At 64.1% G+C, this 22896-nt stretch carries 19 protein-coding genes and 1 tRNA gene; 11 read left to right on the top strand and 9 right to left on the bottom strand.

Features of this window, described 5'->3' with window-relative positions; genetic code table 11:
- Positions 1 to 154 precede the first annotated feature (154 nt).
- Positions 155 to 1387, top strand: a complete 1233-nt coding sequence (locus K3756_RS05800) for an MFS transporter (RefSeq protein ID WP_259991818.1) — start codon at positions 155 to 157, stop codon at positions 1385 to 1387.
- A gap of 67 nt (positions 1388 to 1454) precedes the next feature.
- Positions 1455 to 3167: a methionine--tRNA ligase gene (gene metG, locus K3756_RS05795; RefSeq protein ID WP_259991817.1), complete on the top strand. Its 1713-nt coding sequence runs from the start codon at positions 1455 to 1457 to the stop codon at positions 3165 to 3167.
- A gap of 59 nt (positions 3168 to 3226) precedes the next feature.
- Here the strand turns inward: metG and K3756_RS05790 are convergent.
- From K3756_RS05790 to K3756_RS05780, 3 genes are all read right to left on the bottom strand, one after another.
- Positions 3227 to 3314 (bottom strand) — tRNA-Leu (locus K3756_RS05790).
- 63 nt (positions 3315 to 3377) lie between these two features.
- Positions 3378 to 3962 (bottom strand): tetratricopeptide repeat protein, encoded by a 585-nt coding sequence (locus K3756_RS05785; RefSeq protein WP_259991815.1) that lies wholly within the window; start codon positions 3960 to 3962, stop codon positions 3378 to 3380.
- A gap of 12 nt (positions 3963 to 3974) precedes the next feature.
- Positions 3975 to 4463, bottom strand: coding sequence for an Lrp/AsnC family transcriptional regulator (locus K3756_RS05780; RefSeq protein WP_259991813.1), 489 nt, complete (start codon positions 4461 to 4463; stop codon positions 3975 to 3977).
- 115 nt (positions 4464 to 4578) lie between these two features.
- Between K3756_RS05780 and putA the strand changes: the two genes are divergently transcribed.
- The 3 genes from putA to K3756_RS05765 all read left to right on the top strand — a co-directional run bounded on the left by putA (position 4579) and on the right by K3756_RS05765 (position 9222).
- A complete protein-coding gene (gene putA / locus K3756_RS05775) occupies positions 4579 to 7995 on the top strand; it encodes a bifunctional proline dehydrogenase/L-glutamate gamma-semialdehyde dehydrogenase PutA (RefSeq protein ID WP_259991811.1) in 3417 nt (1138 codons plus the stop codon).
- Positions 7996 to 8116: 121 nt separating this feature from the next.
- Complete coding sequence (locus K3756_RS05770) at positions 8117 to 8860, top strand: rhomboid family intramembrane serine protease (RefSeq protein WP_259991809.1); 744 nt, start codon at positions 8117 to 8119, stop codon at positions 8858 to 8860.
- On the top strand, positions 8857 to 9222 hold the full coding sequence (locus tag K3756_RS05765; protein ID WP_259991807.1) for a GFA family protein: 366 nt from the start codon (positions 8857 to 8859) through the stop codon (positions 9220 to 9222). The genes K3756_RS05770 and K3756_RS05765 overlap by 4 nt, the downstream gene beginning before the upstream one ends.
- Positions 9223 to 9229: 7 nt before the next feature.
- Here K3756_RS05765 and K3756_RS05760 read toward each other — a convergent pair whose 3' ends face one another.
- Complete coding sequence (locus K3756_RS05760) at positions 9230 to 10015, bottom strand: inositol monophosphatase family protein (RefSeq protein ID WP_259991805.1); 786 nt, start codon at positions 10013 to 10015, stop codon at positions 9230 to 9232.
- 153 nt (positions 10016 to 10168) lie between these two features.
- Between K3756_RS05760 and K3756_RS05755 the strand changes: the two genes are divergently transcribed.
- The gene (locus tag K3756_RS05755; RefSeq protein WP_259991802.1) at positions 10169 to 11209 is read left to right on the top strand and encodes an NADP-dependent oxidoreductase; all 1041 of its coding nucleotides are present in this window, start codon (positions 10169 to 10171) and stop codon (positions 11207 to 11209) included.
- A 3-nt stretch (positions 11210 to 11212) separates the two neighbouring features.
- Here K3756_RS05755 and K3756_RS05750 read toward each other — a convergent pair whose 3' ends face one another.
- On the bottom strand, positions 11213 to 12118 hold the full coding sequence (locus K3756_RS05750) for a LysR family transcriptional regulator (RefSeq protein ID WP_259991800.1): 906 nt from the start codon (positions 12116 to 12118) through the stop codon (positions 11213 to 11215).
- A 93-nt stretch (positions 12119 to 12211) separates the two neighbouring features.
- On the opposite strand from K3756_RS05750, the gene metF reads away from it, so the two are divergent.
- Positions 12212 to 13078 carry a methylenetetrahydrofolate reductase [NAD(P)H] gene (gene metF / locus K3756_RS05745; protein ID WP_259991798.1) on the top strand — a complete coding sequence of 289 codons (867 nt, stop codon included), beginning with the start codon at positions 12212 to 12214 and terminating at the stop codon, positions 13076 to 13078.
- A gap of 66 nt (positions 13079 to 13144) precedes the next feature.
- Positions 13145 to 13627, top strand: a complete 483-nt coding sequence (locus K3756_RS05740) for a PaaI family thioesterase (RefSeq protein WP_259991796.1) — start codon at positions 13145 to 13147, stop codon at positions 13625 to 13627.
- Positions 13628 to 13634: 7 nt separating this feature from the next.
- On the opposite strand, the gene K3756_RS05735 is transcribed toward K3756_RS05740, so the two are convergent.
- Together K3756_RS05735 and K3756_RS05730 are read right to left on the bottom strand one after the other, a co-directional pair.
- The gene (locus K3756_RS05735) at positions 13635 to 14657 is read right to left on the bottom strand and encodes a DUF2235 domain-containing protein (RefSeq protein ID WP_259993491.1); all 1023 of its coding nucleotides are present in this window, start codon (positions 14655 to 14657) and stop codon (positions 13635 to 13637) included.
- A gap of 31 nt (positions 14658 to 14688) precedes the next feature.
- Positions 14689 to 16986, bottom strand: a complete 2298-nt coding sequence (locus K3756_RS05730; RefSeq protein WP_259991793.1) for a xanthine dehydrogenase family protein molybdopterin-binding subunit — start codon at positions 16984 to 16986, stop codon at positions 14689 to 14691.
- A gap of 167 nt (positions 16987 to 17153) precedes the next feature.
- On the opposite strand from K3756_RS05730, the gene K3756_RS05725 reads away from it, so the two are divergent.
- The 3 genes from K3756_RS05725 to K3756_RS05715 all read left to right on the top strand — a co-directional run bounded on the left by K3756_RS05725 (position 17154) and on the right by K3756_RS05715 (position 21814).
- Positions 17154 to 18359, top strand: coding sequence for an ATP-binding protein (locus K3756_RS05725; protein WP_259991791.1), 1206 nt, complete (start codon positions 17154 to 17156; stop codon positions 18357 to 18359).
- A gap of 118 nt (positions 18360 to 18477) precedes the next feature.
- Positions 18478 to 21543 carry a valine--tRNA ligase gene (locus K3756_RS05720; RefSeq protein ID WP_259991789.1) on the top strand — a complete coding sequence of 1022 codons (3066 nt, stop codon included), beginning with the start codon at positions 18478 to 18480 and terminating at the stop codon, positions 21541 to 21543.
- Between the two features lies 1 nt (position 21544).
- A complete protein-coding gene (locus K3756_RS05715) occupies positions 21545 to 21814 on the top strand; it encodes a hypothetical protein (protein WP_259991787.1) in 270 nt (89 codons plus the stop codon).
- Here the strand turns inward: K3756_RS05715 and K3756_RS05710 are convergent, their stop codons facing one another.
- Together K3756_RS05710 and K3756_RS05705 are read right to left on the bottom strand one after the other, a co-directional pair.
- Entirely contained in the window at positions 21815 to 22603 is a 789-nt protein-coding gene (locus K3756_RS05710; protein ID WP_259991785.1) for a crotonase/enoyl-CoA hydratase family protein, read from the bottom strand.
- 75 nt (positions 22604 to 22678) lie between these two features.
- On the bottom strand, positions 22679 to 22846 hold the full coding sequence (locus K3756_RS05705; protein WP_259991783.1) for a Tat pathway signal protein: 168 nt from the start codon (positions 22844 to 22846) through the stop codon (positions 22679 to 22681).
- Positions 22847 to 22896 lie beyond the last annotated feature (50 nt).

Genomic DNA, 22896 nt, shown 5'->3' with positions numbered 1-22896 from the left:
CGCGTGTCTCCCTGCCTGCGCGCGCTCAACCTAAAGACACCCGTGGCACGGGCAAGCGTAATTGCGCAGACCCGCTGCCCGCTGATCCAAAATCGTCCTGCCAAGGTCGCATTCAGGCTTGGTTTGATCGGCCGATAAGCGCATGAGAGGAGACATGCGGATGATGATCTCCTTTGCGGCGCTTTTCCTGTCGGTGGTGTTGTTGCAGCTGTCGACAGGCGGTGTGGGGCCGCTCGACGTGCTGTCGGGCACCGAACTGGGCTTCTCGCGCCAGCAGATCGGTTTTCTCGGCTCGGCCCATTTCTTCGGCTTTTTCCTCGGCTGCTGGTTTGCGCCGCGCCTGATGGGCAGCGTCGGCCACAGCCGCGCTTTTGCGGCCTTCACCGCTGCGGGCAGCATCGGGCTGATTGCGCATATGATGATCATCAACCCCTATGCCTGGGCGCTGATGCGTGTCGGGGCGGGGCTGTGCGTGGCGGGCTGTTTCACGGTCGTCGAGGCATGGCTGCAGGCCAAGGTCACCAACGAAACAAGGGGCCGCGCGATGGGCACCTACCGCATGATGGACATGGCCGGCAGCCTCGGCGCACAAACACTGATCGGGTTTCTGGCACCTGCGGATTACATCTCCTACAACATGCTTGCGATCGTCTGCTGCGCCGCGCTGCTGCCGATCACCCTGACCAAGGTCCAGCAGCCCGAAACACCCAAATCCCCGCGCCTCAGACCCGCGCTGGCGTACAAAAGATCGCCCCTGGCGGCGGCGGGCGTGGTGGTTGCCGCCTTGTCGAGCGCCTCTTTCCGCATGGTCGGTCCAATCTACGGGCAGGAAGTCGGACTGAGCGCGGGACAGATCGCATGGTTTCTGGCGGCCTTCATTCTGGGCGGTGCGGTGGCGCAAATTCCGGTAGGCTGGCTCGCCGACAAATACGACCGGCGCAAGGTGCTGATCTGGTTGTCGGTGGCGGCGATCTTCAGCTGCGCGGTGACGGTGTTCGCCGCCGGAACCGGCGTCACGGGCATCCTGCTGTCGGCGGGGGTGTTCGGGCTGACGACCTATCCGATCTATTCGGTGGCCGCCGCCCACGCCCATGATTTTGCCGCGTCGGACGAACGGGTCGAACTGTCCGCGGCACTGATGTTCTGGTTTGCGATGGGCGCCATCGCCGCGCCTTACGGGGCGTCGGTGCTGATCGACATCTATGGTCCGACCGCCCTCTTCGCGATGCTGGCGGCGGGTCATGCGGTGCTGATCGTTTTCGGGATTGCCCGGATGCGGGCGGGCCGCGCTGCCACACGGCGCACCCGTTTTGTCGCCGCGCTGCGGACCTCGTTCACCGTGGGGCGCCTGACGGGACGCAGCCGCGAGGACGATCCGCGCGAATAGCCCCCTCTGGCCCCCTCGCGGCTGTGCTGCTAAAGGGGGCCAACACCAGATCAAAGGCGCAAGCTCCATGACACGTCACCTCATTACGTCCGCCATCCCCTACATCAACGGGATCAAGCACTTGGGCAATCTTGTGGGCAGCCAGCTGCCCGCGGATCTTTTTGCACGCTACCAGCGGATGCGCGGCAATGACGTGTTGTTCCTGTGTGCCACGGACGAACACGGCACCCCCGCCGAACTGGCTGCGGCCAAGGCGGGCAAACCGGTCGAAGACTACTGCGCCGAAATGTACGCGGTTCAGGCCGACATTGCCCAACGCTTCGGGCTGTCGTTCGACCATTTCGGGCGCTCCTCGTCCGAGCAGAACAAGCGGCTGACCCAGCATTTCGCAGGCGCGTTGGCCGATCAGGGCCTGGTCGAGGAGGTCGAGCAGCGCCAGATCTATTCCGAAACCGATGGCCGTTTCCTGCCCGACCGCTATGTTGAGGGCACCTGCCCCAACTGCGGTTTCGAGGACGCGCGCGGCGACCAGTGCGACAATTGCACCAAGCAGCTCGATCCCGAAGATCTTATCAATCCCCGCTCCACCGTATCGGGCGCCACCGATCTGGAAATGCGGCCCACCAAGCATCTGTTCCTGCGCCAGAGCCAGATGAAAAACCGGCTCGACGACTGGATCAGCTCGAAAACAGACTGGCCGGTGCTGACCACCTCCATCGCCAAGAAATGGCTGCACGACGGCGACGGGCTGCAAGACCGCGGCATCACGCGGGATCTCAAATGGGGCGTGCCGGTCAAACGCGGCGACGCGCCCTGGCCCGGGATGGAAGGCAAGGTGTTCTACGTCTGGTTCGACGCCCCCATCGAATACATCGCCTGCGCGCAGGAATGGGTGGATGCGGGCAAAGGTAGCGACTGGCAGCGCTGGTGGCGCACCGATCAGGGCGCCGATGACGTGCGCTATACCCAGTTCATGGGCAAGGACAACGTGCCCTTCCACACCCTGTCGTTCCCCGCAACGATCATGGGCTCCGACGAGCCGTGGAAGCTGGTCGATTACATCAAGTCGTTCAATTACCTCAACTACGACGGCGGCCAGTTCAGCACCTCGCGCGGGCGCGGTGTGTTCATGGATCAGGCGCTCGAAATCCTGCCGGCCGACTACTGGCGCTGGTGGCTCCTGTCGCACGCGCCCGAAACCCAGGACGCTGAATTCACGTGGGAAAACTTTCAGGCCTCGGTCAATAAGGACCTCGCCGATGTGCTGGGCAATTTTGTCAGTCGCATCACGAAATTCTGCCGCTCCAAATTCGGTGAAGCGGTGCCGGAGGCAGGCACCTTCGGTCCCGCCGAAGAGGCGCTGATTGCCGATCTGACCGAGCGGGTTGCCCGCTACGGTGCGGCGATGGAGGCGATGGAAGTGCGCAAATCCGCCGCCGAACTGCGGGCCATCTGGGCTGCAGGCAACGAATACCTGCAGGCGCAGGCGCCGTGGTCCACCTTCAAGACCGATCCAGATACCGCCGCCGCACAGGTGCGGCTGGCGCTCAATCTCATCCCGCTCTACGCCACGCTGGCCGCGCCGTTCATACCGGATGCCGCGGCCAAGATGCTGGCCGCGATGCAAATCGAGGATACAGGCTGGCCCGACGATGTACCCGCCGCGCTGACGCGCCTTGCGCCCGGCCACGCCTTCGAGGTGCCCGAGGTTCTGTTTGCCAAGATCACGGACGAGCAGCGCGCCGAATGGGCGGAACGGTTTGCGGGTACCCGCGGCTAAACGCGCCGGGCAGGTCGTATGCGCGGGGCCGGTGTGCCCCGTCTGACGGGGATATTCAGTGGTACCTGCGGCCGGACTCGAACCGGCACGGCCCCTTCGGGCCTAGAGATTTTAAGTCTCCTGTGTCTACCATTCCACCACGCAGGCACGCGGATCAGCAATGCTATCCGGTAGCCGCAACATAGATATGTCTGGGGCGGTGTAAACCATTCAAATATCTTCACCTTTTGGACCCAGCGGCGCGCCTTTCTCCAGAAGCGCGCGTTCATTCAGCCACGGGTTGTTTGCCACGGCCGCAAGCATCTGGGTGCGTGCCTCGTCAATCCGTCCAAGTTTCAAAAGGGTTAGCCCCCTGCCCGCCTGCGCCGCCACATGGCGCGGTTGCAGTGCAAGAGCCTTGTCCAAATCAACCAAGGCTTGATCCAGATCGTCGCGCAAAAAACTGATGAAGGCGCGCTGGTTCCACCCTTCGGCATAGTCGGGGCAGTATTCGATCAACCGCGTGAAATCCGCGTAGGCGTTGACATAGTCATAGCTGTCGCGCCGCGACAGACCGCGGTCCAGCACGGCTTGCGCCGCCTCGTCGGGCGCCCGCAGCCAGACCTCCCACATCCGGCCGCTCAGCGTGCGGCCTTCCTGATAGGTTTCGGCCGCGCGGGCCTCTTCGAACAGGGCGCTCAGTTCGTCACTGTAGTCGGGCACCTCGGCACAGGTGCTGGCAAATACGGATGTCGCGGCGGGGCCAACCATCACGGCTAAGGCAAACAGGATACGCATGCCCCAAGAATGGATCATCCCCGTATCAGGTCAAGTCACGCCCTGTTGAACCCGCTCGGCCAGCATCACTTCCTTGACGGCCTCCATCGCCGTGTAGGTCGAGGTGGATGCCACATGCGGCAGCATCGAAATCGTGTCCCCCAGAAACAGGCGGTAGCTGGCCATGTCGCGGGTACGCACCTTCAGCAGATAGTCGAAATTGCCCGCAATCATATGGGCCTGTTCGATCTGTGGCACGCGGCGCACCGCCTCGTTGAAAGCGTGCAAGGCAGCCTCGCGGGTGTCGTTCAGGCGCACCTCGACGAACGCCACATGGTCCAGCCCCAGCCGGATCGGGTTCAGCATTGCGCGGTAGCCCAGGATGACACCGTTCTCCTCGAGCCTGCGCAACCGGGCCTGTGTGGGGGACTTCGACAGGCCGATCCGCTTGGCCAGATCGGTGATGCTGATGCGCCCGTCCTCGGCGAGGGTCGTGAGAATCGCCTGATCGAACCGATCAAGGTCAGAAGGATTATTCACCGCAATTACCCCCGATTTTCAAACCAAATACACCGTGCAGCCGACACCTTAAGTGAATATGCCTTGGGCTTTGCCTGTAAGCTAGGAAAAACTTGTCCCTTGACTGGAGCATACCATGGCCCGCGATACCTCCCTTTCCCTGCGCGCACAGATTGATGCGGGCACCTATATCGACCCCGACACCGCCCTAGCCAAGCTGATCGAGACCGCCGCGCTGGACGCGCGGGACCGGCGCGAGATTACCGCCAGCGCCGCCGATCTGGTGCGGGCCATCCGCAGCACCACCGCGCCGGGCATGATGGAGGTTTTTCTGGCCGAATACGGGCTGTCGACAGACGAGGGCGTGGCGCTGATGTGTCTGGCCGAAGCGCTGTTGCGGGTGCCCGATGCCGATACGATGGACGCGCTGATCGAGGACAAGATCGCGCCGTCGGACTGGGGCCGCCACTTGGGCCACTCGACATCAAGCCTCGTGAATGCCTCGACATGGGCGCTGCTGTTGACGGGCCGCGTGCTGGACGATGATCAACCCGGCCCCGTGCGCCACCTGCGTGCGGCGATCAAACGCATGGGCGAGCCGGTCATCCGGACGGCCGTGTCGCGCGCGATGAAGGAAATGGGTCGGCAATTCGTGCTGGGCGAAGACATCAACGCCGCCATGAAACGCGCCCGCGGGATGGAGCAAAAGGGCTTCACCTACAGCTATGACATGCTGGGCGAAGCGGCCCGGACCGAAAGCGACGCGCGGCGTTATCACCTGAGCTACTCCAACGCCATCAGCGCCATTGCCCGCGCCTGCACCCACGACGATATCCGCCGCAATCCCGGCATCTCGGTGAAACTCAGCGCCCTGCATCCGCGCTACGAAGTCGCGCAGGAAGATCAGGTCATGACCGATCTCGTGCCGCGCCTGCGCGCGCTGTGTCTTTTGGCCAAATCGGCCGGCATGGGCCTGAATGTCGACGCCGAGGAGGCCGACCGTCTGGGCCTGTCGCTCGATGTGATCGACACCGTGATGGGCGAAGCGGCGCTTGCCAGTTGGGACGGGTTCGGCGTGGTGGTACAGGCCTACGGGCCCCGAGCCAGCGCCGCGATCGATGCGCTTTACGACATGGCCGAACGCCACGACCGCCGCATCATGGTACGGCTGGTCAAAGGCGCCTATTGGGACACCGAAATCAAGCAGGCGCAGGTCGAAGGGGTCGACGGCTTTCCCGTTTTCACCCGCAAGGCGGCCACCGACGTCAGCTATATCGCCAACGCGCGCAAGCTTCTGGGCATGACCGACCGGATCTATCCGCAATTCGCCACCCACAACGCCCATACCGTTGCGGCCGTGCTGCATATGGGCGCCGACAAAGACAGCTTTGAATTCCAGCGCCTGCACGGCATGGGTGAGACGCTGCATGACATCGTCATGGAAAAGAACGGCACCCGTTGCCGCATCTATGCACCCGTGGGCGCCCACCGCGATCTGCTCGCCTATCTGGTGCGGCGTCTGCTGGAAAACGGGGCGAATTCCAGCTTCGTCAACCAGATCGTCGACGAAGACGTGCCGCCCGAAGTCGTGGCTGCCGATCCGTTCGACCAACTGGCCGACAGCGTGCCGGTGATCCCGCGCGGCCCCGATATCTTCCGGCCCCAACGGCCCAATTCGCTGGGTTTCGATCTGGCGCACAGCCCGACACTGGCAGCGATCGAGGCGGCCCGCGCGCCCTTTGCCGATGCCACGTGGCAGGCAGCGCCGCTGGTTGTGGGAGATGCGCAGGGTGATGATCCTGTCGCGGTCACCAACCCCACGGGGCTGGCCTCCCCCGGCACCGTGGGCAATGCCCGCGCCCAAGACGCGGCCGCCGCGCTGGATGGGGCAAAACCGTGGGACGCTCCGCTGCCCGAACGCCGCGCCGCGCTGAACCGGGCCGCGGACATCTACGAGGACCGTTTCGGCGAAATCTTTGCGCTGCTCACCCGCGAGGCCGGCAAGGGCCTGCCCGATTGCGTGGCCGAATTGCGCGAAGGTGTCGATTTCCTGCGCTACTACGCGGCGCAGGCCACCAACACGCCGCCGGCGGGCATTTTCACCTGTATCTCTCCGTGGAACTTCCCCTTTGCCATCTTTCTTGGACAGATCAGCGCGGCATTGGCTGCAGGTAACGCCGTACTGGCCAAACCGGCCGAGCAAACGCCGCTGATTGCGCATTTCGCGGTCAAGATCCTGCACGAGGCGGGCGTGCCGCTCACCGCCCTGCAGCTTCTGCCAGGGGGCGGGGATGTGGGTGCGGCGCTGACGGGTGACGCGCGTATCGGAGGGGTGGCATTCACCGGATCGACCGCCACCGCACAGCGCATCCGCGCCAATATGGCCGATCATTGCGTGCCCGGCACGCCGTTGATTGCCGAAACGGGCGGGCTGAACGCGATGATCGTCGACAGCACCGCCTTGCCCGAACAGGCGGTGCAATCCATCGTCGAATCCGCCTTCCAGTCGGCGGGACAACGCTGTTCCGCCCTGCGCTGTCTCTATGTGCAGGAAGATATCGCACCCGATTTCCTCAAGATGCTGACCGGTGCCATGCAGGCGCTGCGCATCGGCGATCCGTGGCAGCTGAGCACCGATGTCGGCCCCGTCATCGACGACGCGGCCCGCAAGACCATCGCCGATCACATCGAAACGGCCCGTGCCGATGGGCGTTTGATCGCGGAGCTGCCCACCCCCGCCGAGGGCACCTATATCGCGCCGACGATCCTGCGCGTGGACGGCATCGGCGACATGCAGCGCGAGATCTTTGGCCCCGTGTTGCATGTCGCGACCTTCAAGGCCCCGCATCTCGACCGGGTGATCGATGCCATCAACGCCACCGGCTACGGTCTGACCTTCGGGCTGCACACCCGCATCGACGACCGCGTGCAACACGTGTCCGAACGCATCGAGGCGGGCAATATCTATATCAACCGCAACCAGATCGGCGCCATCGTGGGCAGCCAGCCGTTCGGCGGCGAAGGTCTGTCGGGCACTGGGCCCAAGGCGGGCGGACCCAACTACCTGCCGCGGTTCTCGGCCCCCGATGTGGCCGAGGCGGCGGCCCCATGGGACACCGCGGTCGATCACCTGCCCGCCCTGCCCGATCTGCCGCATCTCGCACTCGATACGCAGACCTTGCCGGGCCCCACGGGCGAATCCAATCGCCTGTCGACGCTGCCGCGGCCCGCGCTGCTGTGCCTCGGTCCGCAGGAAGACACTGCCACGGCCCAGCGCCGCGCGGTCGAGGCCCTTGGCGGGATCGCGGTAACCGTTTCGGGTGCGATCGATCCCGAGCTGCTGGCGCAGGGCCCCGATTACGGCGGCGTGCTGTGGTGGGGAGACGAGGACACCGCGCGCACGCTGGAGCAGGCTCTGGCACGGCGCAGCGGCCCGATCATCCCCTTGATCCGCGGTTTGCCCGATGCGGCGCGGGTGCGCGCGGAACGGCACGTCTGTGTCGATACCACTGCGTCGGGCGGCAACGCAGCCCTTCTGGGCGCGTCGGCCTAGATAGGCGCCACCGGCCCCGGTCTGCGTCCCGCGCGCCGAAACGTCACCGCCCCGCGTGCCATCGCCGCGCGGGGCAACACCGCGGCTTGACCCTCACGCCCGCTTGGCCCAGCTTGGCGCCATGTTTCCCATCCGCGATCATAATCCATCGGGCCGCGTGCCCTACGTCACCTATGCGCTGATGGCGTTGAACATCGTGATTTTCCTGTGGATGTTGCCGGTGTCGGGCGATGAGCGCGCCCTCAGCCGCCTCTACTACGATTGGGCCCTGCTGCCCCGCCGCGTCACGCAGGGCGATGGCTACGCAGGCTTGGTCACCTCCATGTTCCTGCACGCGGGATGGCTGCATCTGGCGGGAAACATGCTGTTCCTGTGGATCTTCGGCGACAACGTCGAGGACGAGATGGGACATCTGAAATACCTCGCCTTCTACCTGGCCACGGGGGCCTTGTCGGGGCTGGCGCATGTGGTGGCCGATCCCGCCTCCTACATCCCCACGGTGGGCGCCTCGGGGGCGATCGCGGGGGTGATGGGAGGGTATCTGTTGCTGTTCCCCAAGGCCAAGGTCGACATTCTGCTGGTGCTGATCATCATCTTTCGGGTGTTTCCAATCCCCGCATGGATCATGCTGATGGTATGGTTCGGCATGCAATTCATCGGCGGCGTGGGGGCCGACCCTACGGCCGGCGGCGTGGCCTACTGGGCGCATGCGGGCGGCTTTGTCGCGGGGCTGGTGCTGACGGTGCCGCTGTGGCTGCGGTTGGGCGGGCCGCGGTTCTGGCAGGCCACTGACGGTCATCCCCCGCACGCGCCTGCCCGCTATCCAGCCCTGCCCAGCAGCATTCCCAAGGTGAAACGCAAATGAAGATTTCTGCCCAGTGCCATTGCGGCGCCTGCGCCCTGACCGCCACCCTACCCGGCGGGCTTGATCCCGCCCGCTGCACCTGCAGCTTTTGTCGCCGCAGGCAGGCGGCCGCCGTGACCGCGCGCACAGACAGCGTGATCGTGACCAAAGGCACAGATACGCTCACCCGCTACAGCTGGGGAACGCACACGGCAAAGCATTATTTTTGCAAGATCTGTGGCATCTACCTCTACCATCAGCGCCGGTCGGATCCCGCGGAATGCGGGATCAATCTGGGCTGTATCGAAGGGGTCGAAAGCTGGACGCATGAACCCATCGGCTGGACCGACGGGGTCAACCATCCGGCGGACCAGCCGGATTAGGGCCGGATTAGGGCCGGATCACCTTCTGGAAGCTGTTGAAGATTGCCTCGTTGGCGCAAATCACTTCGCCGTCGGCCAGGATATCGCCCGCCGGGTTCAACGGCTCGATCAGACCGCCGGCTTCCTTGACGATAATGACGCCCGCCGCGAGATCCCAGGCGTTCAGGCGGCGTTCCCAGTACCCGTCATAACGACCAGCCGCGACATAGGCCATGTCCAGCGCCGCAGATCCCCAGCGCCGGATGCCCGCACAGGCCGGGGCCAGACGCGCAAATTCCTGCAAGGTGACCGGCAGATCGGACCGCCCGCCAAACGGCACGCCGCTGGCAAAGATCGCCTCGATCATCCGGTGACGGCCCGACACGCGCAGGCGGCTGTCGTTCATCCACGAACCCGCGCCCTTTTCGGCAAAGAACATCTCGTCCTTGGCCGCGTCAAAGATCACGCCCGCGACGACCTGTCCCTTGTGCTCCAGTGCGATGGAAATGGCCCAATGGGGCAGCCCGTGCAAGAAGTTCGTGGTCCCGTCCAGCGGATCGACGATCCAGCGGCGGGTGGGGTCCTCGCCATCCTCGCCGCCGCCCTCTTCGGCCAGCCAGCCATAGGTGGGGCGTGCGCCGCGCAATTCTTCCTTGAGGATCTTTTCGGCATTCAGATCGGCACGGCTGACAAAATCGCCCGCGCCCTTCATCGACACCTGCAGGTTCTCGACTTCGCGGAAGTCCTTGACCAACGCGCGGCCCGCCTTGCGGGCAGCCTTGATCATGATGTTGAGATTTGCACTGCCAACCATATCCGGGGCCCTCTGTCTTGGATCAGACGCCCTGTTAGCCCCATGCGCCCCGATTGCCAAGGGGCAGCTGACGTGAGGTCGGCAGCCATGCAGCTTGTGCAAGGCGCGCCAACCGCTACCTTGGCGGGCATAACACAACCGGGAGACCAACAGATGTCCGACAAGATGCAGCAGATCGTTCTGGCCAGCCGCCCCACGGGCGCCCCCACCGCCGATAATTTCCGGCTCGAGGAATCGCAGATCCCCACCGCGGGTCCGGGCGAAATCGTGGTCGAAGTACATTATATGTCGCTCGACCCCTATATGCGCGGGCGCATGGACGACGCGAAATCCTATGCCGCGCCCGTTCCGCTGGACGGCAAGATGGAAGGCGGCGCCGTGGGCCGCGTCATCGAAAGCCGGAACGACAAATACGCCGTGGGCGATCACGTGATGGGCGCGTTCGGCTGGGCCACCCACGCCACGTCCGACGGTGAAGGTCTGGCGCGCGTCGATCCCGATCAGGTGCCCCTGTCCTATACGCTGGGCGTGATGGGCATGCCCGGTTTCACCGGCTGGTTCGGGCTGATGGAACACGGCCGCCCCAAGGAAGGCGAAACGCTTGTCGTTGCCGCAGCCACCGGCCCCGTGGGCTCGATGGTGGGGCAGCTGGCCAAATCCATGGGCCTGCGCGTGGTGGGCATCGCGGGCGGGGCCGACAAATGCAGCCTCGCGGTCGATCACTTCGGTTTTGACGCCTGCGTCGATCACCGTGCCTTTGACAGCGCCTCCGACCTGCGCCGCGCGCTCAAGGAAGAATGCCCCGACGGCATCGACATCTATTTCGAAAACGTCGGTGGCAAGGTGCTCGAAGCGGTCCTGCCGATGATGAACGCCTTCGGGCGCATCCCAATCTGCGGCATGATCGCGTGGTACAATGAAGGGGGTCTGGGTGCCTCCGCGCAGGAACAGACGCTGACAGGCCCCCGCCTGTGGCGCACGATCCTTGTCAACTTCCTGAGCGTCAACGGCTTCATCATCTCCAACCACTGGGACCGGATGGGCGAATTCCACGCCACCGTCGGGCCGATGCTGGCCGACGGGCGGATCAAAACGCTCGAGGACGTGACCGAGGGGCTCGAAAACGCGCCCGAGGCCTTCATCAACCTGCTCGAGGGCGGCAACAACGGCAAGGCCGTGGTAAAACTGGTCTGATCGTCAGGCCGATTGCAGCTTGCGGGCCTCTTGTCCCGCAAGCTGCAGCAACTCGCGCATGAACGGCTTGTCGCGATCATCCGCACGGATCGCCGCATAAAGCCCCCGTGTAATCCCGCTTTCGGTCAGGGGCCGGGTGACGTAATCGGACGAATATTTCACCTCGCGCACCACCCAATCGGGCAGCACCGACACCCCGCGATTGGACGCCACCAGCAGCAGGATCACCGCCGTCAGCTCAACCTGCCGGATGGCGGCCGGCTCTACCTTTGCGGGGATCAGCAACTGGCTGAACACATCGAGCCGCGACCGTTCAACGGGATAGGTAATCAGCGTCTCGCCCCGGAAATCCTCCGCTTCGATGAACGGCTTGGCGGCCAGTGGATGCTGGCTCGCGGCGACAAATACCGCATTGTAATCAAACAGCTCGATGAATTCGACGCCCGCAATCTCTTCGGGATCGCTCGAGATGACAAGGTCCACCTCCTCGCGCAAGAGCGCGGGCAGCGCGTCAAAGGCCAGCCCCGGACGGATGTCCACATCGACCTCGCCAAAACTGCGCCGGAACTGTTCAAGCACCGGGAACAGCCACTCAAAACAGGCGTGGCATTCGATGGCGATATGCATCCGCCCCGTACTGCCATCGCGCAGACCGCTGAATTCATCCTGCAGCGCCGCGACCTGCGGCAACACCTGCTGTGCCAGCTTGAGCAAACGCTGGCCCGCAGGCGACAGTTTCAGCGGTTTGGAGCGGCGCACGAAAAGCTCCACTCCCGCCTGGTCCTCCAACCCTTTCACCTGATGGCTCAGCGCGGATTGGGTGATGTTCATCATCTCGGCGGCCCGCGCCAACCCACCGGCTTCGTGGATGGCCTGAATGGTGCGCAGGTGCCGGAACTCGATATGCATATGAGGCAATCCTCATGTAGAAGTTGAAAGTTATGAATTTGTCTCATAACGCCCCCTGTGCGACAAGGGACAAAATCAAAAGGACCGCGCCCCATGCCAAGCCCCACCGTTTCTTTCGAAGTCTTTCCGCCCAAGACCGTCGATGCCGCCTTCAAACTGTGGGACACCGCGCAGGCGCTGGCCCCTCTGGCGCCGCGGTTCTTCTCGGTCACCTACGGCGCGGGCGGCACGACACGCGATCTGACACAGGATGCCGCGGCGGTGTTGCACCGCACGTCGGGGCTGCCGGTCTCTGCGCATCTGACCTGCGTGGGTGCCACCGCCGCCCAGACCATCGCCACCGCCGAAGCCTTTGCCGCCGCAGGTGTCACCGACATCGTGGCCCTGCGCGGTGATCCGCCCGCGGGCGAGACCCGGTTCGATCCCCACCCCGGCGGTTTTGCCTCCTCGCTTGAACTGATCGAGGCGCTGGCCCTGATGGACCGGTTCACGCTTCGGGTCGGCGCCTATCCCGAATGCCACCCCGATGCGGCCAGCCAGCACGCCAACATCCAGTATCTCAAACGGAAATTCGACGCGGGCGCGGACGAGGCCATTACCCAGTTCTTTTTCGACACCGACAGTTTTCTGCGGTTCCGCGATCAATGCGCGGCGGCAGGCATAGACAAACCGATCGTACCGGGCATCCTGCCGGTGACCAACTGGCGCTCCGCCCGTGCCTTTGCCGAACGGTGCGGCACGGCCGTGCCAGCGTGGCTTGACGATGCGTACCGTTGCGCGGACCGCGACGGGCGCAGTGACCTGCTGTCGACCAGCCTGTGCACGGAAATGTGCAGCACGCTTGTGGACGAAGGCGTCGACAGCCTGCATTTCTACACGCTCAACCGGCCCGATCTGACCCGCGATGTCTGCCGCGCGCTGGGCATCACCCCCCACACCTCCCTGAGCGAGGTCGCCTGACCCCTTGTACCTGCCGCGGCATCCCCCCTAGGGTGCAGCGACACACAACGACCGGACAGACATCGCATGCCCCGCATCGCCAAATCCCCCGACGACCTGCTCAGCACATCCGACGCTCTGGCGCTGTCGGGCCTTGAATTCATGCAGAAAATACTCGATGGGACCAACCCCGGCCCGCCCATCGGCCAGACGATGGGCTACGGCCTGCACGCGGTCGAACAGGGGCGCGTCGTGTTCCGGGGTGCGCCCGAATTCAACGTGACAAACCCGATGGGCACGGTACACGGCGGCTGGTACGGCACCCTGCTCGATTCGGCGATGGCCTGCGCAGTGATGACAGGCATCCCGCGCGGCGCGGTCTACACAACGCTCGAATTCAAGGTGAACATCCTGCGCCCCATTCCGCTGGGCATGACGATCGATTGCGAAGGCATCACCGATCACGTCGGCCGGTCCACCGGGATCGCCCATGGCGAAATCCGCGGCGTCGAGGATGGCAAGCTTTATGCGACCGGATCGACGACCTGCATCGTGATGCAACTGGCCTGACCGGCGCCTAGCCGGTCTGCTCCACCGCATCCGGCACTGCCGCAGCGGCCCCGAAGCTTTCGTGCACAGCCTCTGACGGATCCGCCCCCACCACGCGTTTCCGGCGGGTGACAAACACCTTGCCCCACCCCGCGAACGTGCCGATTGACGGGGCGGTCACATCGCAGTGGAACCGTTTTTGCCAGCCTTCCGGCAGCGGCAGGCCCGCGTTCTCGGCGCGTTCAAGCATCCACACCAGCGGGATATTGGCCAGCGGGCGCGCTTCGTGCCGCCCACCCAACTGGCCTCCGATGTCCCCATGCGTGCCGCGAAACCACATCTGCTCGATGCGGTCCACGTCGCGTTCCGTGGTTTGCCACAACACGGGCCGGTACACGACACGGGTCTCGTGCAGCGCCAGCGCGTGATAGCCGCGCTTGATATGATCGCCCAGCGCGTGGTTGTGAAACGCATGCCGCGCCACGCTCAGCCGCCAGAGCACCGGCGCGTTGATGCCCAGCGACTTGACCGTATCCCAGACACCGACCATCTCGATGGGCACATCGGCATGGCAAAACCCTTCGGCAAACTGGCGCACCGCAGGCGTTTCCCCGTTGCATTCGTAATGGCGGTACGCAAGCCGCACGTTGCGTTCGGTCGCGTGATGCGCCTCCAGCAGGCCGACGCGGTCGATGACCCCCGCCAGCGAACGCACGGCGTAGGCACCGCGCGAATACCCCATCAGGAAAATCCGGTCCCCGGGGCGGTAGCGCGACGCGAGATAGCCATAGGCCCGCCGGATCTGGCGGTTGATGCCGCGCCCTGCCACCACGTCATGGGTGCTGCGCCAGTCGCGCCATTGCAGCCCCGGCTCATAGTAGATCGACAGCTGGCCGCCCATTTCCTGCGCCAGTTTATAGGCTAGCCCCGCGTTGGTTTCGTCGCCGGGGCTCAGGGTCGACATGGTCCCGTCAAGGATCACCAGATGGGTCTGGGGCCCCCGTGACGGGCTGATGTCGGTGTCCGGCCTGCGCCACAGCTTGCCGAACAGCCGCGCCAGCAACGGCGCGCGTGGCTCTGGATCATTCGGCTGCGATCGGTTCACCCTGCAACATCTCCCATACGCGGTGCGGCGTGAACGGCATGTCCACACGGTGCACCCCCCGCGCCCAAAGCGCATCCTGAACCGCGTTCGACACGGCCGCCAGTGCGCCGACGGTTCCCGCCTCGCCACAGCCTTTCATGCCCATCACGTTCGCGGTCGAGGGCACCGGCTCGCTGGTGAATGATATATAGGGCACATCGGTTGCGCGCGGCATGGCATAGTCCATGAACGATGCCGTGAGCAATTGGCCGTCCTCGTCATAGACGACACGCTCCTGCACCGCCTGTCCGATCCCCTGCACCACGCCGCCATGTACCTGACCTTCGGCCAGCAATGGATTGATAAGGTTACCGAAATCATCGACAACCGTGTAGCGGTCGATGGTCGCAATTCCAGTGTCGGGGTCAATCACGACCTCGCAGACATGCGCTCCGTTGGGGAAACTGCGGGCGTCCAGCGTCACGCGTTCGTGATGCACCAGCAGATCGTCCCGGCCCTTTTCACGCGCCATCTGCGCCACCTCCAGCATCGTCGGCGTCAGGTTCGACCCCTCGGCGCGGAACCGCTCGTCATCGAAACCGATCTCGGCCGCGGGGACCCCCATCTCATCGGCAAGAAACGCGCTAAAGGTCTCGACGATCTTGGCCACCGTGACCAAAGTGGCGTTGTTCTGCACGGTGACCGACCGCGATCCGCCGGTGCCGCCGCCCTGCTTGATCAGATCGCTGTCGCCCTGCACCACCGTGATCTGGTCCATCGGAATGCCCGTCTGGTCGGACAGGAACTTGGCATAGACGGTCTCGTGGCCCTGCCCGCCCGACTGTGTGCCCACCAATATGTCGACACCACCGTCCTCGCGGAACACCACCTTTGTGCCCTCGGTCGGATCGCCCAGAATGCTTTCGATGTAATAGCACAGACCCTGCCCGCGCAGCAGGCCGCGCGCGGCATCCGCATCGCGGCGGGCGTCAAAGCCCGCACGGTCGGCCTCTAGCGCTACGCGCGACAGCACCTTGTCGAAATCGCCCACGTCATAGGTTTCGCCCGTTGTGGTGGCATAGGGGAACTGATCGGGTTTGATGAAATTGAGACGGCGCAGGTCCCATGCATCGACACCCAATTCGCGCGCGGCCTGGTCCATGATCCGCTCAAGCAGGAAAATCGCCTCCGGTCGGCCCGCACCGCGGTAGGCATCGACCTGCACGGTATTGGTATAGAAACCGTCCACCTGCAGCCATGTCGTCTGCACATCGTAGACGCCCATCAGAACACGGCTGAAAAGCTGGGTCTGGATCAACTGGCCGAACTGGCTGTTGTAGGCGCCCAGATTGCATTTCGTGTGCACTCTGTAGGCGGTGATACGGTTATCGGCGTCAAAGGCCAGCTCTGCGGTCGAGGTCAGATCGCGGCCCGCGTTGTCGCTCAGCATCGCCTCGGTACGCTCCGACATCCAGCGTGTCGGGCGGCCAAGCACCTTCGCCGCGTGTGCGCAGACCAGATATTCGGGGTATCCCATGCCTTTCATGCCAAAGGCCCCGCCCGTGTCGGGGTTGGTGACGCGCACCGCGTCCTCGTCCAGCTTGGACGCCTTGACCAGCGCATTCTTGTGCACCCAGACACCCTGCCCGTTGTTGGACAGGTGCAGGCGCGTGCCGTCCCATTCGGCAAAACATCCGCGCGGCTCGATCGAATTGACGATGATCCGGTTATCGTCCACATCCATCCTGACCGTACGGGCAGCACTGGCAAACGCCGCCTCGGTCGCGGCTTCGTCCCCCATGCCCCAGTCGAATGCGCGATTGTCGGGCGCTTCTTCGTGCACCGGCGCGCCGCCCTGCGCCATGTCCGTCTTTGCCGGCAGCTCGTCATAGTCCAGCATGATCAGTTCGGCCGCATCGCGCGCCTGCTCATAGGTTTGGGCCACCACCACGGCCACGGGCTCGCCCACAAAGCGCATCTTGTCACGCGCCAGTATCGGGCGGACAGGTGCCGCCGCCGCTGTGCCATCGCGGTTCTTGACCGTGGCGGCCCACATGGAAATGTCGACGCCTGCCTCTTCCAGATCGGCGCAGGTCACGACCAACGCGACCCCTTCGGCCGCGCGGGCCTCGCTCACGTCAAGCTCGGTGATGACACCGTGCGCCACGGGGGCCCGAAACACATAGCAGTGCAGCGCATCCTCTGGCGCGATATCATCGACATAACGGCCCGTTCCGGTCAAAAACCGCTGGTCCTCGACCCGGGTGATGGGCTGGCTTTTGCCGAACTTGTCCATGCTGATAATCCTGCTGTGACGAATACTCCGAGCGTGCAGGTTAGCCTTGGCACCGGCGGTGTCTAGGCCCGCCTGCCCGAATTATTGCCCCCGCGAATTAACGCTGTCGCAAGAACTGCGCGATATGACCGGTCCAATCCGCAAAACAGCGTGAAAAGGGTGACCCCGTGCAGCAACTTGTCGATTTTCTGTTCTCCGACGGCGGCTATTCGCCACATGGCTTCTGCATCGCGTGGAATGTGCCTGTGCTCTACACACATATCGCCGCCGATCTGCTGATCGCGGTGAGCTATTTCGCGATTCCCGCGATCATGCTGATCTTTCTGCGCCAGCGGCGCGATCCCGCCCTGCGCGCGCCTGCGGTTCTGTTCGTGGCGTTCATCACCGCCTGCGGCATCAGCCATCTGATGAGCATTGTGACCATGTATTATCCCTTCTACGGGCTTCAGGGCGTGCTCAAGCTGTTGACGGGCGTGATTTCGGCCATCACCGCCATCGCCCTGTGGAAAATGCTGCCCGAAGCGTTGCGCATTCCCGCACCTGCGACCCTGCTCAAGGCGATCCGTGACCGCGACCGTGAAATCGGCGAACGGGCCACCGCGCAGTCAAAGCTTACCCAACGCAACCGCCAGCTTGACCAGAAGATCGAAGAGGCCGTCGCCGCCAACCGCGAATTGCGCGAATTTTCCTATGCCGCGTCGCCTGACCTGAAATCCCCCGCCAACACGCTCAGCCTCTGGCTGCAATATTTCGAGGAAGAATATGCAGACAGTCTCGACGACGAAGGCCGCGCATCGCTGGGCGAAGCGGGCCGGATCATCGGGCGCATGCGCGCGCTGGTCGACGACGTGCTGAAATACGCCCGCGTGGTCAACGGCGAACCGGCCGAGCGGGACTGCATCAATCTGCGCGACATCATCGACGACACGATCGAGGATCTCAAACCCGAAATTCAACGCGCCCATGCCAGCATGGACATCGGCCCGATGCCGCGGTTCATCGGCTATACGCCGCTGGTGTCGATCCTGATCCACAACCTGCTGTCCAACGCGCTCAAGTTCCGCAGCCCAGACCGCGCGCCGGTCATCACCATTCGCGGTGAAATGCGCCAGCGCCCCGCACCCGCTTTCGTGCTGCGGGTCAAGGACAACGGCATCGGCATCGACCCCAGCTATGCCGAACGCGTCTTCAGCCTGTTTCAGCGTCTGCACCGCGCCGAAGACTACGAAGGCACGGGGCTGGGCCTTGCGCTGTGCCGCCGCATTGCCGTCACCCACGGCGGCGGCATCGAGGTCATTTCGCAAGAGGGCGAAGGCGCGGAATTCATCGTGACCCTCCCGCAAGAGCCGGCCGAAACACAGATCGCGGCCTAACGCGCGGCATTTTGCGAAAGGGCCCACCCGCCTTCCGCACGCGCCGTGCCCTGCCGCCCTTCCCCTCTGCGCCAAGCTGCGCTAGATCAGCGCAACGCAGAGGCGAAGGAAGACGATCATGGCACTGGAAAAGACATTCGACGCAAAAGAGGCCGAAACACGCCTTTACAAGGCTTGGGACGACGCGGGCGCTTTCAGGGCCGGCGCAAACGCGAGCCGCGATGAGACCTTTTCCATCATGATCCCGCCGCCCAACGTGACAGGCGTGCTGCACATGGGCCATGCGTTCAACAACACCTTGCAGGATATCCTGACGCGCTGGCACCGCATGCGCGGCTTCGACACGCTGTGGCAACCCGGTCAGGACCACGCGGGCATCGCCACGCAGATGGTCGTTGAACGCCAGCTTGCTGCCGAAGGCAAACCACCCCGCCGCGAATGGGACCGCGATGCGTTCACCGCCGAGATCTGGAAATGGAAAGCCAAGTCCGGCGGCACGATCATCGAACAGCTCAAGCGCCTCGGCGCCTCCTGCGACTGGTCGCGCAACGCCTTTACCATGTCCGGCGCCCCCGGTGCCCCCGCGGGCGAGGAAGGCAATTTCCACGACGCCGTCATCAAGGTCTTCGTGGAGATGTACAACAAGGGCCATATCTACCGCGGCAAGCGTCTGGTGAACTGGGATCCGCATTTCGAAACCGCGATTTCCGATCTCGAGGTCGAGAATATCGAAACCGACGGGCACATGTGGCACTTCAAATACCCGCTCGCGGGCGGGGCCACCTATACCTATATCGAGCGCGACGAGGACGGGAACGTCACCCTCAGCGAGGAGCGGGACTATATCTCCATCGCCACGACGCGCCCCGAAACCATGCTGGGCGACGGCGCGGTCGCCGTTCACCCCGACGATGAGCGTTACGCCCCAATCGTCGGAAAACTATGCGAAATTCCCGTCGGGCCAAAGGCGCAGCGCCGCCTGATCCCGATCATCACCGACGACTACCCCGATGCCAGCTTCGGTTCGGGCGCGGTGAAGATCACCGGTGCGCATGACTTCAACGACTACGAAGTCGCCAAGCGGGCCAACATCCCGATGTACAACCTGATGGACACCAAGGGCGCGATGCGTGCCGACGGCCGCCCCTACGCCGAAGAAGCCGCCACCGCACAGGCCATCGCCAACGGCGACGAAGACTTCAACATGGCCAAGATCGCCGCGATGAATCTCGTGCCCGATGCCTACCGCGGCATGGACCGGTTCGAGGCCCGCAAGGCCGTGATCGCCGACATCACCGCCGAGGGTCTGGCCGTGATGACGCAAGCCCACGATCCGCGTCTGGGCAAAGCCGCACAAAAACCGCTCGCCCCCGAAGAGGGCGGCGAGGCGCGCGACGAGGCGCTCGTTCCGCTGGTCGAGGCCAAGAAAATCATGCAGCCCTTCGGCGACCGCTCCAAAGTGGTGATCGAACCGATGCTGACGGACCAGTGGTTCGTGGACACCGCCCAGATCGTCGGCCCCGCGCTGGACGCGGTGCGCAATGGCGACACCGAAATCCTGCCCGAGCAGGACAAGAAGGTCTATTTCCACTGGCTCGAGAACATCGAGCCATGGTGCATCTCGCGCCAGCTGTGGTGGGGCCACCAGATCCCGGTTTGGTACGGGCCAGAAGTAGTTGACGGAGAGGTCCAACCTGCAGCACGAAAGCCTTTCTGTGCAACAAGTTTTGCAGAGGCCAAGAAAATTGCGCGTGACTACTATGGCGATCGCGTCAGTTTGCATGAGGGGCTTGACGATCCAGAGGGAATGCTTGAGCTGGGCTCGGAATTTTCGATGGCTGGCGAAGACGATCAGCTCGCATCTGTCTTTCTACACCGCGATCCCGACGTCCTCGACACGTGGTTTTCCTCCGGCCTCTGGCCCATCGGCACGCTGGGCTGGCCCGACCAGACCGAGGCGCTCGAGAAATATTTCCCCACCTCCGTGCTCATCACCGGGTTTGACATCATCTTCTTCTGGGTCGCGCGCATGATGATGATGCAATACGCGATCACCGGGCAAAAGCCGTTCAGCACCGTCTATGTGCACGCGCTGGTGCGCGACGAGCGGGGCAAGAAGATGTCGAAATCCCTCGGCAACGTGCTCGACCCGCTCGAGCTGATCGACGAATACGGCGCCGATGCGGTGCGGTTTACCCTGACATCGATGGCCGCAATGGGCCGCGATCTGAAGCTGTCGACCGCGCGCATTCAGGGCTATCGCAACTTCGGTACCAAGATCTGGAATGCCCACCGGTTCGCCGAAATGAACGGCGTCTTCACCGGCAGCCCCGCCGCGATGCCTCAACCTCAGGCGACGTTGAACAAATGGATCGTCGGCGAGACGGCCCGTATTCGCGAACAAACCGATGCCGCGCTGGCCGCCTACCGCTTCAACGATGCCGCCAACGGGCTCTATGCCTTTGTCTGGGGCAAGGTCTGCGACTGGTACGTTGAGCTGTCCAAGCCGCTGTTGCAGGACGATGCGCCGGAGGCCGAGGAAACACGCCAGACGCTGGGCTGGGTTCTTGACCAGTGCCTGATCCTGCTGCACCCCATCATGCCCTTCATCACCGAAGAGCTGTGGGGCACCACGGCCACCCGCGCCAAGCCTCTGGTGCACGCCGATTGGCCCACCTACACCACTGCCGATCTGCTCGACGCGCAGGCCGACCGCGAACTCAACTGGGTCATCGGGGTGATCGAAAACGTCCGCTCTGCGCGCCAGCAGATGCACGTGCCCGCGGGCATGAAGGTGCCGATGGTGGTCACCGACATGGACGCGGATGCGCAAAAGGCGTGGGATAACAACGAGGTGATGATCAAACGGCTCGCCCGGATCGAAACGCTGGACCGCGCCGATGACTTCCCCAAAGGCACCGTCAGCATCCCCGCGCCCGGCGCCACGTTCGGCCTGCCGCTCGAGGGGATCATCGACATCGACGCCGAAAAGGCGCGTCTGCAAAAATCGCTCGACAAGCTGGGCAAGGAAATCGGCGGGCTGAACGGACGGTTGAATAACCCCAAATTCGCCGCCTCCGCCCCCGAAGACGTTGTGGCCGAGGCCCGCGCGAACCTTTCCGCGCGGCAGGAAGAAGCGGACCAGCTTCAAGCGGCGCTCGACCGGTTGGCGGAGCTGGGCTGACATGCGCGGTGCTGCGCGGTTTTTCAAGCGCCAGATCGCCACGGCAGAGGGGCTGGGCACGCCGACGCGTCCCGGCCCCGCGCCCACCCCCGGCGCGCGGATGGTGGCGCGTCTGGGACTTCAACCCGATGAGGCGACGCTGCGCAGCCGCATTGAGGCTGCGCAGAAAATCTGCGCCAGCCTCAAGTCGGAAGAGGCCCGCGCCCGCGTGATGGCCGAGATCAGAAGCCTCGAATACCACCACGCGGCAGCGCGCGACCGGCGGGCGTGATCATTTGAAAACAGGGGCGCGTTTGCCAAAGGTGGCCGCGACCACTTCCATCTGGTGCGGCTTGCCCATCAATGCCGCCTGCGCGCGGCTTTCGGCCAACAGGACTTCCGCATCGGGCGTTGTTTCGGCAACCGAAATCAATTGCTTGGCCGCCTTGATCGCACTTGGGCTTTTCTGCGTGATCTTTTCGGCCAGCGCCATCGCGGCGGCCAGCGGATCGTCGGCAATTTCCGTCACCAATCCCCAGCGTTCGGCCTGCGCGGCGTCGACCGGATCTGCGGTGTAGGTCAGACGGCGCAGCACGTCCGACCGCACAAGACGCGGCAGCAGCACCATGCCGCCCATGTCCGGCACGATGCCCCACTTCATCTCCATCACCGCGAATTGCGCATCGGGCGCCGCGATGCGCAAGTCGGCTCCCAGCGCCAGCTGCATCCCCGCGCCAAAACAGACCCCGTGCACCGCCGCGATGACCGGTATGTCCATCCGCGCCCAGACCATGGCGACCTCCTGCCACTGGTTCGTGGTGCCATCCCCATGGGTGCGCGGCATCAGCAGCTCATGGGGGTCTTTGCCGATCATCGCCGACAGGCCGGAAATATCGATGCCTGCACAGAACGCCTTGCCCTCGCCCGACAGAACGCACACACGCGCGTCCGATGCGGCCACATCCTGACCGGCGGCGATGATCGCATCGATCATCTCTTGGTCGACCGCATTCATCTTTTCGGCACGGGTCAGGCGGACGTGGGCGATATGGTTGTCAAAGGTGACCGTGACACGGGACATGGGCGTTCTCCTGCGGTTGCTTTGCGCCAGCGTCCCACAGCTGCCCCGCCCCGCGCCAGCAAAACGTGGCGGCACTCAGCGCGGTACGACCCGTTCAACGGCACGCATCATGCCGAGGCTCTTGTCATAGACCAGCGTCAGGATGCGCCGTGTCGCTGGTTTGGCGACGATGATCCCCGCGCTCCGCAACCCGCCTGCCGCCACGCTGGCGGCGATGAAGCCACGTCTTGTCAGTTTTGCCATTCTCGCGCCCTCATTTTTGCGAACCGTTCTCATATATGCACGATTGTCGT

Source organism: Sulfitobacter sp. S190 (assembly GCF_025141935.1).
Classification (GTDB): Bacteria; Pseudomonadota; Alphaproteobacteria; order Rhodobacterales; family Rhodobacteraceae; genus Sulfitobacter.
The sequence above is the reverse complement of the archived record's forward strand: the minus strand, read 5'-3'. Positions and strand labels throughout refer to the sequence as shown.

Bases quoted from the DNA above. Each gene is read 5' to 3' on its own strand.
- K3756_RS05800 (WP_259991818.1), top strand. From the start codon at position 155: ATGCGGATGATGATCTCCTTTGCGGCGCTTTTCCTGTCGGTGGTGTTG.
- metG (WP_259991817.1), top strand. From the start codon at position 1,455: ATGACACGTCACCTCATTACGTCCGCCATCCCCTACATCAACGGGATC.
- K3756_RS05785 (WP_259991815.1), bottom strand. From the start codon at position 3,962: ATGATCCATTCTTGGGGCATGCGTATCCTGTTTGCCTTAGCCGTGATG.
- putA (WP_259991811.1), top strand. From the start codon at position 4,579: ATGGCCCGCGATACCTCCCTTTCCCTGCGCGCACAGATTGATGCGGGC.
- K3756_RS05770 (WP_259991809.1), top strand. From the start codon at position 8,117: ATGTTTCCCATCCGCGATCATAATCCATCGGGCCGCGTGCCCTACGTC.
- K3756_RS05765 (WP_259991807.1), top strand. From the start codon at position 8,857: ATGAAGATTTCTGCCCAGTGCCATTGCGGCGCCTGCGCCCTGACCGCC.
- K3756_RS05760 (WP_259991805.1), bottom strand. From the start codon at position 10,015: ATGGTTGGCAGTGCAAATCTCAACATCATGATCAAGGCTGCCCGCAAG.
- K3756_RS05755 (WP_259991802.1), top strand. From the start codon at position 10,169: ATGTCCGACAAGATGCAGCAGATCGTTCTGGCCAGCCGCCCCACGGGC.
- K3756_RS05750 (WP_259991800.1), bottom strand. From the start codon at position 12,118: ATGCATATCGAGTTCCGGCACCTGCGCACCATTCAGGCCATCCACGAA.
- metF (WP_259991798.1), top strand. From the start codon at position 12,212: ATGCCAAGCCCCACCGTTTCTTTCGAAGTCTTTCCGCCCAAGACCGTC.
- K3756_RS05740 (WP_259991796.1), top strand. From the start codon at position 13,145: ATGCCCCGCATCGCCAAATCCCCCGACGACCTGCTCAGCACATCCGAC.
- K3756_RS05730 (WP_259991793.1), bottom strand. From the start codon at position 16,986: ATGGACAAGTTCGGCAAAAGCCAGCCCATCACCCGGGTCGAGGACCAG.
- K3756_RS05720 (WP_259991789.1), top strand. From the start codon at position 18,478: ATGGCACTGGAAAAGACATTCGACGCAAAAGAGGCCGAAACACGCCTT.
- K3756_RS05715 (WP_259991787.1), top strand. From the start codon at position 21,545: ATGCGCGGTGCTGCGCGGTTTTTCAAGCGCCAGATCGCCACGGCAGAG.
- K3756_RS05710 (WP_259991785.1), bottom strand. From the start codon at position 22,603: ATGTCCCGTGTCACGGTCACCTTTGACAACCATATCGCCCACGTCCGC.
- K3756_RS05705 (WP_259991783.1), bottom strand. From the start codon at position 22,846: ATGGCAAAACTGACAAGACGTGGCTTCATCGCCGCCAGCGTGGCGGCA.